This window comes from Duganella sp. Root198D2, assembly GCF_001428585.1.
Lineage (GTDB): Bacteria > Pseudomonadota > Gammaproteobacteria > Burkholderiales > Burkholderiaceae_D > Rugamonas.
Map to the genome: position 1 here is coordinate 150,422 of NZ_LMIC01000051.1, position 14,923 is coordinate 165,344.

The window sequence follows — 14,923 nt, forward strand, 5'->3', positions numbered from 1 at the left end:
AAGCTAGTGCCCGCGCAAGCGGGCGCAGTCATACAGGTAGTAGGTCTTGCCGTACTCGCTGTCGCTGGCCTGGGCGATCGCCGCGACGCCCAGCGGCGTGGCGAGTACGACATAATCCAGCACCGGATCGGCGCAGGCAAACTGCAATCCGGCGCGGCTGGGCGGCGGCAACTGCAGTGCGCCCAGCCTGGTCTGCAGGATGTCCAGCGCAACCACCGCGTCTTCTCCTCCCAACTGCCTTAAACGCTCCATGCGTCGCATGCCTTCCACGGCGGTGCCGCGGTTGAAGGCCAGGCCTGTGATCTGGGCATTGGAAGCATAGTTCGAGCGGTGCAGCAGGAACCAGCTGACCATGACATTGTTTTGCCAATACAGTACGGCATCCTGCGCGATCAGCGGCGCGAAAGCCGACTGGACCGCGCGGGCGCCGCTGGCCGACAGTTCGTGCTGGCGATGCACCGGAATGGCGGCGTACAGCACGGACAGGCAAAGCATGCTGAAGGCCAGGCCAAAGGCCAGCAATTGCGGCGCCTTGCGCCGGCTGCCGCTGCAGCGCCGGATGAGCAACAGCAGCCCGGTCCCAAGCAGTGCGCCGGCACCCAGCTTGAAGGCGGCCGAGGCCCACAGCAGGACCAGCCAACCCGGCTGCGGGGCCGGCTCGACGGCGGCTGTTTTCAAGGCCAGGAACGTCACCTGCCATCCCCAGGCCAGGATCATGGCAGCCAGGCCAAGCAGCGCGGCCGCGTTGCCCCATGCCGGCCAGCGCAGCGGGGGACGCGGCGCGAAACAGCACAGCATTGCCCCTGCCAGCAAGGCGACGCCGCCGCCCACCGTATCGCGGGTGAGGGCAGCCAGGCACAGTGCCAACAGCAACACGCGGACCAGGCGTTCGCGGCGCCAGTAGGCGGCCAGCAGCCAGGCCAGGGCCAGCCAGGAGCACAGGTGCGTCATCCACAGCAGGCGCCACGGCTGGGCTTGCAACAGCAGCAGGTTGCTGGCGAGCCCGGTGCCCGCCCAACTGGCCAGCAAGCCAAGCGCTCCCAGCGCCGCTGCACAGCGGAACAGGCGCGCCGTCATGCCCTCGGCCAGCCAGCCTGCCGTCAGCACCAGGCAAAACGCCAGGCCGGTCCGGCTGACCCAGTCCTGTGCCTGCCAGGCGGTCCAGGCCATCATCGGCGCGCGGCTGTTGACCAAGGCCAGCCATTCGGCGTCCATGCCGAGCAACAGGCGCCCGAACGGGGGAACGCCGGCGCCAACCAGGGCCGCCGTCAGCGCAAGGCCGGCCAGCAGCGCCGCGGCCAGCGCGCGCCAGCTGCCCCAGGCGAAGAGCAAGGCGCCGGCCAGCAGCGGGGCGCAGGCGATCAGCGGATGCAAGGCCAGGGCCAGGCAAGCCGGCAGCAGGCCCCAGCCCCAGCGCTGCCGTACGAAGCAGCCCAGCGCCAGGATGCCGAGGCCTTCGGCGAACAGGCGCGGCGTCAGCAGGGATTCGGCGAGGTGGAACACGTCCGGGCTCGGCCCGTAATCGGCGGGCCAGGCAAACAGCATCGCCAGGCCGAGCCAGAGATAAAAGCCGCGCAGCACCGCAACGGCCAGGAAGGACGCGGCGCCGATCCATAACAGGTAGCCGCCTAGCTGCAGGGTGAACGTGGCCGGCTGCAGGCCAAATTCTGCAATGGCAGCGGCATATAGCGGACTGAACAGGGTAAAGGCATCCTGCGAGCCGTGCAGGAAGAACAGGTCGCCCTGGAAATTGGCTGGATACAGGCGGCGCATTGCCTGTACTGCATACAGCATGCCGTCGTGCCAGATGCCGCGCCAGGGATGGGTAAACAGCCAGAGTGCCAACAAGCTCGTCAGCATCAGGGGCGTGCTTCGTTGGCGGAAGATGGGGCGCATAGCTCCGTCCATTCTGAAACTGTGGCGTCCAAGCCGCAAGCATTTAAATGCTAGTTAGATTTGGTGAGACTTTAGCCAGTTGTCAAGCGGCATAATCAAAGCAAGCCCGCCTTCGCGAGGATTGCATGACGGAAGTTCGCAAGCAGCGTATTCTCATCGTTGACGACCAGAGCGTCCACACTGTGGCGTTGTGCGACGTGCTGCGCCAATATCAGTTTGATGCCGAAGGTTGCTCCAGTGCCGAGTCAGCGCTGGAGCTGCTGCGCAGCCAGTCCTTTGACCTGATGCTGTCCGACCTGAACATGCCTGGCATGGACGGCATCGGCCTGGTCAGGGAGGCCCTGCAGCACGACCCGGACCTGGCCTGCATCATCATGACCGGCGAGGGCAGCATCGCCACCGCCGTGCGCGCCATGCAGGGTGGCGCCCTCGATTACATCGTCAAACCCTTCAAGGCGTCATCCCTGCTGCCGGTGCTGGCGCGGGCGCAGGCCACGCGTGCCCTGCGCCTGGCCAATGCCGAGCTGGAACGCCAACTGCGGCAAAACGTGATGGAGCTGGCGGAAGCCAACCACCGGCTGGAGCAGGCGCGCACCGCGGCCGAACATGCCAACTCCGAGAAGTCGCGCTTCCTGTCGAATATGAGCCATGAGCTGCGCACGCCGCTCAACGGCATCCTCGGCTTCGCGCAAATCCTGGCAGCCGACAAGCTGCCGGCCACCCAGCTCGAAAAGCAGCGCTTCGCGCGCAATATCGTGCAGTCCGGCCAGCACCTGCTCAAGCTGGTCAACGAAATCCTCGACCTGGCGCGCATCGAAGCGGGCAAGGTGCCGCTGGCAATGGAGGCGGTCGATTTGCCGACCGTGTTGCAGGAATGCCGCATGATGGTCACGCCGCTGGCCGCCAAGCGCGATATCAGCCTCGGTTTCGGCGAGGTGCCGCAGCGGCGCCTGCGCGCCGACCGCACGCGCCTGGTGCAGGTGCTGATCAACCTGCTGTCCAACGCCATCAAGTACAACCACGACCAGGGCCGCGTCGCCGTGGCCTGCGCGGCGGCGGAAGGCAGCCGCCTGCGCATTTCCGTCAGCGACACCGGGCCGGGGCTGGAACCGGACCAGGTCCAGCACATCTTCCAGCCATTCCACCGCCTCGGGCGCGACGAAGAAGAGGAGGGCAGCGGCCTTGGCCTTGCCCTCACCCGGCGCGTGGTCGAGGCAATGCAAGGCGCCATCGGCGTCGAGAGCCAGCCGGGCCAGGGCAGCACCTTCTGGGTGGAACTGCCGCTGGCGCCGGAAACTACCCAACAGGTGCAACATGCGTAGCCGAACCATGCAGGTCCTTGCCGTGTTGTTCATCGTGCTGGCGCTGGGCGTGGCCTGGCTGTGGCAGCAGCAGCGGCGGCCGGCACTGCCGGCGCAGTCGCTGGTGATCGCCGCCAACACCGCCTACGTCGGCACCTGCGCGGTGGTGGCGGCGGAGCGGCGCGGCTACTTCGCCGAGCAGGGCCTGCAGGTCAAGGTGCTGCCTTTCTCGAGCGGCAAGGCGTCGATGCAGGCGGTGCTCGACGGCAAGGCCGATGTCGGCACCGTGGCCGATATCCCGATCGTGTTTGCCGCCATGGACGGGGTGCCGGTCAAGGTACTGGCGACCTTTTTCCGCACCGGCAAGGACCACGGCATCATCGGCCGCCGCGACCATGGCGTGCTGACGCCGGCCAGCCTGAAAGGCAAGCGCATCGGCGTCACGCAGGGTACCTCGGGCCAGTTCACGCTGGACGTGTTCCTGAACTGGCAGCGCATGGACGGCAGCGAAGTCACCATGGTCAATTACAAGCCGGAAGAGCTGGGCCAGGCGCTACAGCGCGGCGACGTCGACGCGGTGGCGGGCTGGGAGCCCTTCCTGGGCGCCATGCGCAAGCAGCTGGGCGATACGGCGGTCAGCTTTTCCGGCGAACAGGCGTATGAAAGCATCTACAACCTGGTCTCGCTGCAGCGCTTTACCGGCGAACGGGCAGGCGTCATCCCGCGCCTGCTGCACGCCATCGAACTGGGCTCGGCCTGGTGCGAAAAGTCGCCGGGGGAGGCGCAGCCGCTGCTGCCGGCCACCGCCAAGCTGAGTCGCGACGAAGTGCTGGCCGCCTGGCCCACATACCACTTCGGCCTGGAACTGGACCAGTCGCTGTTGCTGGCCTTCGAAGACCGGGCCCGCTGGGCCATCCGCAACCGCCTGGCCAATTCACGGGAAGTGCCGAATTTCCTCGACAATGTGTACCTGGAAGGATTGGGCGAGGTGCGGCCGACTGCCGTTACCGTCATCCACTAAGCCGCCATGAAGATCATCACTCGACTGAAGTGGGCCCAGTGGCTGTGCCTGGGCGGCGTGGCGCTGGCCGTGATCCTGATGCTGGGCGCCACGCGCCAGGTCAGGCAGGAATTGCTGCGCAACGAACGGGCCGGGGCAATCGTCAGCGGGGTGGTGGCGCTGCGCTACCTGTCGCTGGAGTATGCGCAAACCCAGGAGCGGCGCTCGTACGTGCAATGGCAGTTGCGCAAAGAATCGCTGCAAGGCTTGCTGCTGCGCGACGACTTGTTCAGGGAAGCCGATGAAGCGCGGCTGCTGCACGAGCTGCAGGAAAGCCTGCCACTGCTGGCGCGCCATTTTTCCGAGTTGCTGCTGGTGCGGCAGGAGCTGCACGCGACGCCGGAACGGGCCGAAGTGCTGCACCTGCTGGAAGCGCGCCTGTTCGGCCAGCTGATGTCGCGCACCCAGGACATGATCCGCGATGCGGAAGAGCTGGCGCGCCGCAGCCGCGAGGGCGTGCTGAGCGCGCAGCAGAATGCCACGGGCGTGGCGGCGGCGCTTGGCCTGCTGCTGGCGATGACGGTGCTGGGCGCACTGGCCCTGACCATCCGCAGCGTGGCGCACCCGCTGGAACGGCTGCGCCGGGGCGCCGAGCTGGTGGGGTCGGGCAAGCTGGATTTCCGCATGAATATGAAGGCGGTCGACGAGGTGGGCGATTTGGCGCGTGCCTTCGATGCCATGACCGAACGCCTGCGTGCGACCACGGTATCGCGCGATGAACTGGTCAGCGCCAATTCCGCCCTGCATGACGAGATGGAGGTGCGCCATGGCGCCGAGCTGAAAGTGCAGGCGCAGCTCGGGCGGCTCAGCCTGCTGCACCAGATGACGCGCTCGATCGGCGAGCGGCAGGACTTGCGCAGCATCCTGCAGGTGCTGGTGCGCAGCCTGGAAGACCAGTTGCCGGTGGATTTTGCCTGCGTCTTCCTGCTGCAGGAAGGCGTGCTGGAAGCGAGTTGCGTCGGCCTCGGCAATGCCTTGCTGCCGGGCGATGCGGCGCTGAAGGAGGGCGCCCAGGTGTCGATCGACAACAACGGCCTGGCACGCTGCGTCAAGGGGCAACTGGTGTACGAGGCGGACATCGGCGGCAGCGAGTTCCCGTTCCCGCACCGGCTGGCGCGCGGCGGCCTGAATTCGCTGGTGCTGGCGCCGCTGCAAGCGGAGAGCGTGGTGTTCGGCGTGCTGGCCGTGGCGCGCAACATCCCGAATGCCTTCTCCAGCGGCGAATGCGAATTCCTGCGCCAGCTGAGCGAACATGCGGCCCTGGCGGCGCGCCAGGCCCAGTTGTACGGCGCGCTGCAGCAGGCTTACCATACCCTGCATGCGACGCAGCAGTCGGTCACGCGCGAAGAGCGCCTGCGCGCCCTGGGCCAGATGGCCAGCGGCATTGCGCACGACATCAACAACGCCATCTCGCCGGTGGCCCTGTACACCGAGACCTTGCTGGAAACCGAGGAAGGCCTGAGCGCCAGCGGCCGCAACCACCTGCAGGTGATCGCCCGCGCCATCGACGACGTGGCCGCAACGGTGGCGCGCATGCGCGAACTGTACCGCCGCCGCGAGCCGCAGATGGAACTCGCCAGCGTCAGCCTGAATGTGCTGGCGCAGCAGGTGGCCGACCTGACGCGGGCGCGCTGGAGCGATATGCCGCAGCAGCGCGGCGTGGTGATCTCGATGAAGCTGGAACTGGCGCCGGGCTTGCCGGCCGTGATGGGCTCCGAGCCGGAAATCCGCGAGGCGCTGACCAACCTGGTGTTCAATGCCGTCGATGCCATGCCCGAAGGCGGCGCGCTGGTCCTGCGCACCCGCAGCACCGGCGAACATGCCATCGTCGACGTGGCCGACAGCGGCGTCGGCATGGACGAATCGACGCGCCGCCATTGCATGGATCCGTTCTTCACTACCAAGGGCGAGCGCGGCAGCGGCCTGGGGCTGGCCACCGTCAATTCGATGGCCGAACGCCACAGCGCCGTGGTGCAGGTGGAATCGACGATCGGGCAGGGCACTACGGTGTCGCTGGCCTTCCCGCTGCCGCTGGCGCATCCCGCCATCCCGCCGCTGGAAGCCCCGGCCACTGCGGTGCCGGTGGCCGAGCCCATGCGCCTGCTGGTGATCGACGACGATCCGGCCGTACTGGCCTCCATGACCACCATCCTGCAGCGCGATGGCCACAGCGTGGTGGCGGCCAATGGCGGTGCCGCGGGCATCGAGCAATTCCGCGCTTCGATGGAATCGAGCCTGCCGTTCGACGCGGTGTTCAGCGACCTGGGCATGCCGCACGTCGACGGGCGCAAGGTGGCCGGCTGCATCAAGGAGCTGTCGCCCAATACGCCGGTGATCCTGGTCACCGGCTGGGGCCAGCGCCTGATCCCCGAAGGCGACGTGGATGCCAAACCCGCCAGCGTCGACGAGGTGCTGAGCAAGCCGCCGCGCGTGCGCGAACTGCGCGAGGTCCTGCTGAAAGTGCACAAGGTCGGGTATAGTCCTGCGTCATGAATAATCCAACCGTATTTGCCGCGCACCGGGCGCGGTTGTTTGCCATCGCCTATCGCATGCTGGGCGTGCGCGCCGATGCCGAGGACGTGGTGCAGGATGCCTGGATCCGCTGGCAGGGCGCCGATACCAGCGCGGTGCGGTCGGCCGAGGCCTGGCTGGTGACGGCGGTCACGCGGCTTGCCATCGACCGCCTGCGCACGGCCATCGCCGAGCGCGCAGCCTACGAGGGACTGTGGCTGCCGGAACCGCTGGTCGCCATCGATGAGGAAACGCCGGAAGCCCAGGCCGAACGGGCCAGCGACCTGTCGCTGGCCTATATGTGGCTGCTGCAGCGGCTTGGCCCGGAGGAGCGCGCTGCCTTCCTGCTGCGCCAGGTGTTCGACTATGACTATCACGAGGTGGCCGAGCAGCTTGGCAAATCCGAGGCGGCCTGCCGCCAGATGGTGAGCCGGGCCGGCGAACGTGTGCAGCAGGGCCAGTCGCGCTTCGACATACCGGCCGCCACCCACCGCCAGCTGCTGCAGCGTTTCGTGGCAGCCTCGGCCAGCGGCGACAAGGAAGCGGTGCGCGCCTTGCTGGCGCAAGACCTGGAGCTGGTTGGCGACGGCGGCGGCAAGGTCAAATCCTTCGGCATCGTCATTACCGATCCGGACAAGATTGCGGCGCTGTACGCCGGCATGCACAAGCTGGGCGCCATCGAATACCGTGCCGCCCTGGTCAACGGCGAGCCAGGCCTGCTGCGTTTCGTGGACGGCAAGCTGGAGTCGGCGCAAGGCTTTGCCACCGACGGCCAGCGCATCACCGGCATCTACGTGGTGCGCAACCCGGACAAGCTGGCGCATATTATCAACTGACGTTTGCAGGCAGGAAGGCCGCGGAGGATCCCGACATGTTGAGCGAAATTCGCGAGCGTGGCATGCAGGTTGGGGTGGCGGACTTGCTGCGCGCCATACAATACCTGCCGGTCGGCCTGTCCATCATCGACCGCGACCTGCAATTCAGGTTCTGGAACGACAGCTTTTGCCAATGCCTGGATTTTCCGAACAGCCTGATGCAGCCGGGCGTGCTGCTGGAAGACCTGTTCCGTTTCAATGCGCTGCGCGGCGAATTCGGGCCAGGCGATGCGGAAACCCAGGTGCGCGAGCGCATCGAGCTGGCGCGCCAGTTCGTGCCGCACCGTTTCCGCCGCACGCGCGCCAACGGCACGGTGCTGCAAGTGACGGGCCGGCCCATGAGCGACGAGCAGGGCCGGGTGGTGGGCTTTGTCACGATCTATGAAGACGTCACGACCGAGGCGCGCCAGCAGCAGGAACTGGAGCAGGCGCACCAGAAGCTGCTGTCGGCCTATGAGGACTTGCGGCGCGCCCAGCTGGACAATAGCGAACTGGAAAAAGACCGCTCCAAATACTACCAGCTGGCGGTGCGCGACGCGGTGACCGGCCTCTACACGCGCCACTATATGGAAGATGCCGCCGCCCGCCTGCTGCAGCAGCATGAGCGCGACGCGGCCGAGCGCGTGGGTTTGCTGGTGTTCGATGTCGATCGTTTCAAGCTGGTCAACGACAACCATGGCCACCTGGCCGGCGACCTGGTGTTGCAGCGCATAGGCAATCTGTTGAACAGCCACACGCGCCGCATCGACATCGCCGTGCGCAATGGCGGCGACGAGTTTGCCGTTTTCCTGCCCAAGCTCGACCTCCAGCATTGCCTGCAATTTGCCGAACGGCTAAGCAGCGAGGTGCGCGCCCTGCGTTTCGAAGGCAGCCTGGCCGCGATCGAACTGTCGATCAGTGCCGGCGTGGCCGAGCATCAGCCGGGCGAGCCGCTGGGCGACCTGCTGCAGCGGGCCGATGCCGCCCTGTACGCCGCCAAGCGAGCCGGGCGCGACCGGGTTTGCAGCTTTCCCGCCCAGGCGGGAAAAAATCTTTAGCCCGGCTGTCACAAAGCGGCAGGCTGCTCCGTCTAATGGATAAGAAGGCCGCACAGTGCGGTCTTTACCATCAGACCGAAAGGATTTTCCATGAGCACCCTGCGTTACAACTACTTCCAGCTGTCCCAGAAATCGTTCCAGAACCTGCTGGCGCTGTCGAATGGCCTGAACCGCGAACTGCTGGGCAAGAAACTGGTGGACCTGGTGCTGCTGCGCGTGTCGCAGATCAATGGCTGCGGCTTTTGCATCGACATGCATTACCAGGATCTGTTGAAGATGGATGTCGAGCCGCGCCACGTGAACGCGGTGGCCGGCTGGCGCGAGGCGCCATTCTTCAGCGAGCGCGAACGCGCCGCGCTGGAATGGTCGGAGTTGATTAATGCGATTCCAGTCCGCGATCCCGACGACGCAGCTTTCGCCCGTGTCCAAGAGCATTTCTCCGGCGAAGAGATCGCGGAACTGGGTTTCGTGGTTGCGGTCATCCGTTCCTGGAATATGCTGAACGTCGCGTCGCGCAACCCGATCCCTCGTTAATTTTCCCTCTTGCGCAGTAACAGCAAGGGCAGGCCGGCCAGCAGCATGAGGAACTGTGCCGGCTCGGGAATCGGCGCGGCCAGGAAGCCGCGGATTTCACCGCTCGGGTAGACGCTCGAGTGAATGTTGAAATACGCGGCGCCGGCATTGAGTCCGGCCAACAATGCAGCTTCGGCGCCGGCCGTGGTGCCGCCATTATTGGCCAGGAAGGCCGGGTTCCAGAACGATTCCTGCGAGGTGCTGAAGAAGGAAGCGTAACTGCCGCTGGTTTCATTGGCCGGGAAGCCGGTGAACGTTGGCAGCATGGTCGCAACACCGGCATTGCCGTCGCCCGGAACGGCGGTGCAGCAATGGATGTGGGCAGCACCGCTCAAGCCTTCCAGGTCGGTAAAGCTGGCTGCAATGGTCATATAATGGTTGTCGATATCGAACAGCACGGTCACGTCGCCCGTGGCTGCCGAAGCGTTGGGCGGGGATTCCGCGGCGCCGCTGAGTGCGGCGTTGAAGACAAGCGGATCAGCTTGCGCTGCTCCGCATGCGCCAATCAAGGCCAGCGTCGCCAGCCCCTTATTCAGATGAGTTCCCATTCAGTGGCTCCTCAATGTTCGCGAGCCCGCGGTAACGGTTCCCCCCGTGGTATGGCAAGCAGGCGCGCAGTACAGCGCGCTTATTGTCGCCGCAAGCGCACCCGGTGCGGCGCACGAATGCTGACGCTCATCTGACGTTCTTCATGAGAAAGTCCGCTTGCCCGCAGCTCTTCTGCGAGTAGGCGATGGCTTCCTGCGAACAGCTGCGCGATTTGCCGTCCTTGCTGAAGCAGACGCGCGCCTCGCGCAGGAAGCGGCCGCCGGAGCCGCATACCGGCAGCACCGAGTCCCTGGCCAGCCACGGATTGGCCTTGTGGAAGGCATCCTCGAACTGGCCTGGCGTGACGCGCACCGGCTGCTGCGGGCGCGCGAAGGCGGCCGGGAGCTTCAGGCTGTCGCGCAGCCTGGCGCTCAGCGCCAGGTAGTCCTGCGGCTGCAGGCCGGAGCAGGAGCCATGCTTGTTCCACTCATGGAACAGGAGCTTTGGCGAAGGGTAGAGCGATTCGTACTGGTCGCGCAGGCCGTTCGAAATCCTGCTGCGGCCGCAGCTTTCCGGGTAGCCGCGCTCGTACTGCGGCCACAGGCCGTGCAGCACGAAGCCAAGCTGGCGGCCGGTGGCGCATTGCGCCGGGTCGCCGCCGCCACGGCCGGCACAGTATTCCGGCGACCAGGACAGCGACATCACGTAATAATCGAAAACACCGGGGCGGTCGTCGCGTGCCATGGCTGGCAGTGCACACGCCGCGGCCAGCAAGGCAGCGAACAAGCGTTTCACAAAGCGGTCCTTAAAGCGAATAATTCGGGGAACAGTACCACATCCAGCATCTTGCGCAGATAGGAAACGCCGGCGGTGCCGCCGGTGCCGGTCTTGAAGCCGATCACACGTTCCACCGTGGTGACATGGCGGAAGCGCCAGAAGCGGAAAGCGGTTTCCAGGTCCACCAGCTTTTCCGCCAGTTCGTACAGCGCCCAGTAGCGCGTGGTGTCGCGGTACACCTCGAGCCAGGCATCCTTGACCGACTCGTTGGCCACGGTCGGCAGGGTCCAGTCGCCGTCCAGGCGCGCCGCATCGATGTGCAGGCCGTTGCGTGCCAGCAGGCGGATCGCTTCGTCGTACAGCGATGGCGCATGCAGCGCCGCGTCGAGCAGGGCATGCGCTGCCGGCGCCTGCTGGTGCACGGCCAGCATATTGGCATTCTTGTTGCCGAGGATGAATTCGATTTCGCGGTACTGGTGCGACTGGAAGCCGGACGACGAGGCCAGGTAAGGGCGGATCGCCGTGTATTCAGGCGGCGTCATGGTGGCCAGCACGTCCCAGGCATGCACCAGCTGGTCCATGATGCGCGCCACGCGGGCCAGCATCTTGAAGGCCGGCGGCAGGTCGTCGCGGCGCAGATGGCCGACCACGGCGTGCAGCTCGTGCAGCATGAGCTTCATCCACAATTCGCTGGTCTGGTGCTGCACGATGAACAGCATCTCATTATGGTTGGGCGACAGCGGGTGCTGCGCGCTCAGGATTTTTTCCAGGCCCAGGTAATCGCCATAGCTCATGGACTTGGAGAAGTCCATTTGTGCCCCATGCCAGGCGGCGTCTTTCTTTTCTTCGGTCATGTCGGGTCTCAGGTTACAGCGCCGCGGGCGGCAGTGATGTCGTAGGCCTTGTCGTCCAGGATCTGCTTCAGGATTTCCACCGCATCCCATACGTCGGCAAAGCTGGTGTACAGCGGCGTGAAACCGAAGCGCATGATTTCGGGCTCGCGGTAGTCGCCGATCACGCCGCGTGCGATCAGGGCTTGCATTACCGCGTAGCCGTAAGGGTGGGTAAAGCTCACTTGCGAGCCGCGGCGTGCGTGATCGCGCGGGGTGACCAGGCCCAGTGGATGGTTCGGGCAGCGCTGCTCGACCAGGGCGATGAACAGGTCGGTCAGGGCCAGCGATTTGGCGCGCACCGCATCCATGCTCGTTTGCGCGAAGACGTCGAGGCCGCATTCCACCATGGCCAGCGAAGTGACTGGCTGGGTGCCGCACAGCGCGCGGCCGATACCTTTGGCGGGCGCGAAGTCGGGCGCCATGGCGAAGGGATTGGCATGGCCCCACCAGCCGGACAGCGGATGGCTGAATTTGTCCTGGTTGCGCTGCGGGACCCAGATGAAGGCCGGCGAGCCGGGGCCGCCGTTCAGGTATTTATAAGTGCAGCCGACGGCGAAGTCGGCGCCGTCGGCGTGCAGGTCGAGCGGCACGGCGCCGACCGAGTGGCACAGGTCCCACACGATCAGCGCGCCGTGCTGGTGGGCGAGGGCGCTGGCGGCTGCCATGTCGTGCTGGTAGCCGGTGCGGTAGTTCACGTGGGTCAGCATGACCACGGCCGTTTCGGCCGTGATGGCGGCCGGCAGCTGGTCGGGGCTGTCGACCAGCCGTACTTCATAGCCGCGGTCGAGCCACGAGGTCAGGCCCTGGGCCATATAGATATCGGTAGGGAAGTTCGAACGCTCGGTGATGATCACCTTGCGCCCGGTGTGCGCCTGCGCGTGCAGGGCGGCGGCCAGGGCCTTGAACAGGTTGATCGAGGTGGTATCGGTGACGACGACTTCGCCTTGCCTGGCACCGACCAGCGGGGCCAGTTTGTCGCCCAGGCGTTTCGGCATCTCGAACCAGCCGGCGCTGTTCCAGCTGGTGATCAGGTCCTTGCCCCATTCCCTGGCGATCACTTCGGTGGCGCGGGTGAGGGCGGCTTTAGGGCGGGCGCCCAGGGAGTTGCCATCGAGGTAAATAACGCCGGCAGGCAGGTCGAACTGCTCGCGCAGCGGGGCCAGGGCGTCCGCGGCGTCGCGGGCCAGGCAGTCGGAACGGGAAATCATGCAGGTGCTTTCCTTGAGACTTAAACAAAGTGAGATTGTAGCAACCTTTTGCGCGCCCAAAACCGGTAAACCGGTGTCAGACCCGCAGGGTCTGACACCAACCTGCGACCGTTGCGGACCGGTGCCCGACCCTGCGGGTCAGACGCCGAACTACCGGTTTTATTGCTAAGCTATTGATTTTAAAAGAACTAAAAAATTTTCAAATATTTTTTCAAAAAACCCTAAAGTTTCCCGACTCCTTGCCGTTACCGATTTTAGAAGCCCGGTAAAAGGCTTGCTGTTCGGCAGTTTGGAATGAGTGAAAAAAATTTAAAATTTTTTGCTCAGGACCCTAAAGTTCCTCCAAACCCCGCCGTTACCAGTTCAGATGTCGCAAAAAAGCATCTCGGCGATATCTATTTTTACCCTCGGCTCCTGTGTTTTTAGCGAGACCGGGCACCCCGCAAAACCGCGCCGTTACTGGCGTTGCCCCTCTATGGGCAGCCCTCTGTAGGACAAAATCCTACGGGGTCACTTCGCCTATTCCCGACCCAAAATACAGCGCGCCGCCTCTATGCGCTTTGGCGCGTCTCCAGCAGAATGTATCTCAACAGCAACGAAAATTGCGTTGCAAGCTGAAACTGACTGGAGATGGACATGACTGCAAACGACATGATGGCTGAAATCCGCGATGCGAACCTGAGCTACCTGATGCTGGCGCAGCAGATGATCCGTGCCGACAAAGTCACCGCGATCTTCCGTCTCGGCATTTCGGCCGACATCGCCGACCTGATCGAAGGCATGAGCAATGCCCAGATCCTGAAACTGGCAGGCGGCAACATGATGCTGGCCCGCTTCCGCTTCGACGACAGCGCCATCCTCGGCATGCTGACCAACTACAATAAGGACCGTTCCCTGGCCCAGTCCCACGCCGCCATCCTGATGGCTGGCCAGGCAGTTGAAGAAATCGCTTAAGGAGCGACGCCATGAGCAAGAAGAGTGTGGTGACCGAGGCGCAGGAAATCCAGCTGGCTATCGAGCTGATCAACCTGGGTGCCCGCCTGCAGCTGCTGGAAACTGAAGTGTCGCTGTCGCGCGAACGCCTGCTCAAGCTGTACAAGGAACTGAAAGGCATGTCGCCGCCGAAAGGCATGCTGCCTTTCTCGACCGACTGGTTCCTGACCTGGCAGCCGAACATTCACTCGTCGCTGTTCATGAACATCCATAATTTCCTGCTCGAGCACGCAGGCGCCAGCGGCATCCACGCCGTGATGAAGGCATACCAGCTCTACCTGGAACAAATGCCGCCGGCCGCCGGCGAAGAGCCGCTGCTGTCGCTGACCCGTGCCTGGACCCTGGTCAAATTCGCCAGCAACAATATGCTGCAGCTTAAGCCTTGCACTTGCTGCAAGGGTAAGTTCGTAGTCGACGCCATGGACTTGAACCGCGACTACAAGTGCGGCTTGTGCCATATGCCTTCGCGTGCCGGCAAGACCCGCAAGGCCAAGGATGCCGCCGAAGCGCTCGCTGCTTAGAATCCCCGCCTTCCAGGCGCTGCTGGCCCAGGCCGGCGCGATGCTGCCATGCGCCGCGCTGGCAGTTGCGCTTGAATCGTTCGGTCATGGCTTGACCATGCTGCAAGCCGTGCTGCTGCAAGGCTTGTTCGCTGCCGCTATCGGCTGGAAGATCGGCCTGGCGCGCTGGTGGCTGCCGATCCTGCTGCTGTTCCCCATCGCATTACTGGCCGGCCTGGCCCTGCATCTGCCGCCATGGCTGGCCGCCGCGGTCTTCCTGGTCTTGCTGGGCTGGTACTGGTCCACCTACCGCACCCAGGTTCCCTACTATCCTTCCAGTCGCGCCGTGTGGCGCGCCGTACTGGCCGAGCTGCCGCAGGGCAGGGCGCTGCGCATGATCGATATCGGCAGCGGCCTCGGTGGCTTCGCCTTGCACCTGGCGCGCGCGCGGCCCGAGTCGGAAGTTGTTGGAATTGAACTGGCGCCGGTGCCGTGGCTGGTGTCGCGCTTGCGGGCCGCATTCTGCGGCAGCCGTGCCCGTTTCGTACGTGGCGACTATGAGCAGTTAAATTTTGCAGAATATGACCTGGTGTTTGCCTATTTGTCGCCGGCTGCCATGCCGGCCTTGTGGAACAAGGCCCAGAGCGAAATGCGGGGCGGTAGTTTGCTTGCCAGTTATGAATTTGAGATTCCTGCAGCAAACGGCATCAAGACCATTCGCACCACAGAGGGTGGTCCGCCCCTTTATATAAGAGCGTTTTAAAGGCAGTT

General features: G+C 64.7%; 14 protein-coding genes. 9 read left to right on the plus strand and 5 right to left on the minus strand.

The window, feature by feature from the left end:
- Nucleotides 1-3: 3 nt before the first annotated feature.
- Entirely contained in the window at nucleotides 4-1,896 is a 1,893-nt protein-coding gene (locus tag ASE26_RS29005) for a hypothetical protein (protein ID WP_057247382.1), read from the minus strand.
- Between the two features lie 125 nt (nucleotides 1,897-2,021).
- Here ASE26_RS29005 and ASE26_RS29010 point away from each other — a divergent pair, with 125 nt between their 5' ends.
- The 6 genes from ASE26_RS29010 to ASE26_RS29035 all read left to right on the plus strand — a co-directional run bounded on the left by ASE26_RS29010 (nucleotide 2,022) and on the right by ASE26_RS29035 (nucleotide 9,214).
- Nucleotides 2,022-3,218 (plus strand): hybrid sensor histidine kinase/response regulator, encoded by a 1,197-nt coding sequence (locus ASE26_RS29010; protein WP_057247383.1) that lies wholly within the window; start codon nucleotides 2,022-2,024, stop codon nucleotides 3,216-3,218.
- Nucleotides 3,211-4,218, plus strand: a complete 1,008-nt coding sequence (locus ASE26_RS29015) for an ABC transporter substrate-binding protein (protein WP_055936038.1) — start codon at nucleotides 3,211-3,213, stop codon at nucleotides 4,216-4,218. The genes ASE26_RS29010 and ASE26_RS29015 overlap by 8 nt, the downstream gene beginning before the upstream one ends.
- A 6-nt stretch (nucleotides 4,219-4,224) precedes the next feature.
- On the plus strand, nucleotides 4,225-6,750 hold the full coding sequence (locus ASE26_RS29020; protein WP_057247384.1) for an ATP-binding protein: 2,526 nt from the start codon (nucleotides 4,225-4,227) through the stop codon (nucleotides 6,748-6,750).
- Nucleotides 6,747-7,604, plus strand: a complete 858-nt coding sequence (locus tag ASE26_RS29025; protein ID WP_057247385.1) for an RNA polymerase sigma-70 factor — start codon at nucleotides 6,747-6,749, stop codon at nucleotides 7,602-7,604. Before ASE26_RS29020 ends, ASE26_RS29025 begins: the two co-directional genes overlap by 4 nt.
- A 35-nt stretch (nucleotides 7,605-7,639) precedes the next feature.
- The gene (locus ASE26_RS29030) at nucleotides 7,640-8,680 is read left to right on the plus strand and encodes a diguanylate cyclase domain-containing protein (RefSeq protein WP_229208219.1); all 1,041 of its coding nucleotides are present in this window, start codon (nucleotides 7,640-7,642) and stop codon (nucleotides 8,678-8,680) included.
- 90 nt (nucleotides 8,681-8,770) lie between these two features.
- Nucleotides 8,771-9,214, plus strand: coding sequence for a carboxymuconolactone decarboxylase family protein (locus ASE26_RS29035; protein WP_057247386.1), 444 nt, complete (start codon nucleotides 8,771-8,773; stop codon nucleotides 9,212-9,214).
- On the opposite strand, the gene ASE26_RS29040 is transcribed toward ASE26_RS29035, so the two are convergent.
- The 4 genes from ASE26_RS29040 to kynU form a co-directional block, all read right to left on the minus strand.
- On the minus strand, nucleotides 9,211-9,801 hold the full coding sequence (locus tag ASE26_RS29040; protein ID WP_057247387.1) for a CHRD domain-containing protein: 591 nt from the start codon (nucleotides 9,799-9,801) through the stop codon (nucleotides 9,211-9,213). The genes ASE26_RS29035 and ASE26_RS29040 overlap by 4 nt on opposite strands.
- Nucleotides 9,802-9,928: 127 nt before the next feature.
- The gene (locus ASE26_RS29045) at nucleotides 9,929-10,576 is read right to left on the minus strand and encodes a ribonuclease T2 (RefSeq protein WP_055936053.1); all 648 of its coding nucleotides are present in this window, start codon (nucleotides 10,574-10,576) and stop codon (nucleotides 9,929-9,931) included.
- Nucleotides 10,573-11,412, minus strand: coding sequence for a tryptophan 2,3-dioxygenase (gene kynA, locus ASE26_RS29050; RefSeq protein WP_055936056.1), 840 nt, complete (start codon nucleotides 11,410-11,412; stop codon nucleotides 10,573-10,575). Before kynA ends, ASE26_RS29045 begins: the two co-directional genes overlap by 4 nt.
- 8 nt (nucleotides 11,413-11,420) lie before the next feature.
- Nucleotides 11,421-12,659 (minus strand): kynureninase, encoded by a 1,239-nt coding sequence (gene kynU / locus ASE26_RS29055; protein WP_057247388.1) that lies wholly within the window; start codon nucleotides 12,657-12,659, stop codon nucleotides 11,421-11,423.
- 636 nt (nucleotides 12,660-13,295) lie between these two features.
- On the opposite strand from kynU, the gene flhD reads away from it, so the two are divergent.
- Genes flhD through ASE26_RS29070 form a run of 3 tightly spaced genes read left to right on the plus strand, consistent with a single transcriptional unit; the run spans nucleotide 13,296 to nucleotide 14,915 of the window.
- Nucleotides 13,296-13,613 carry a flagellar transcriptional regulator FlhD gene (gene flhD, locus ASE26_RS29060; RefSeq protein WP_055936061.1) on the plus strand — a complete coding sequence of 106 codons (318 nt, stop codon included), beginning with the start codon at nucleotides 13,296-13,298 and terminating at the stop codon, nucleotides 13,611-13,613.
- Nucleotides 13,614-13,624: 11 nt separating this feature from the next.
- Complete coding sequence (gene flhC, locus ASE26_RS29065) at nucleotides 13,625-14,173, plus strand: flagellar transcriptional regulator FlhC (RefSeq protein WP_055936066.1); 549 nt, start codon at nucleotides 13,625-13,627, stop codon at nucleotides 14,171-14,173.
- Nucleotides 14,148-14,915: a class I SAM-dependent methyltransferase gene (locus tag ASE26_RS29070; RefSeq protein ID WP_057247389.1), complete on the plus strand. Its 768-nt coding sequence runs from the start codon at nucleotides 14,148-14,150 to the stop codon at nucleotides 14,913-14,915. The genes flhC and ASE26_RS29070 overlap by 26 nt, the downstream gene beginning before the upstream one ends.
- Nucleotides 14,916-14,923: the final 8 nt, after the last annotated feature.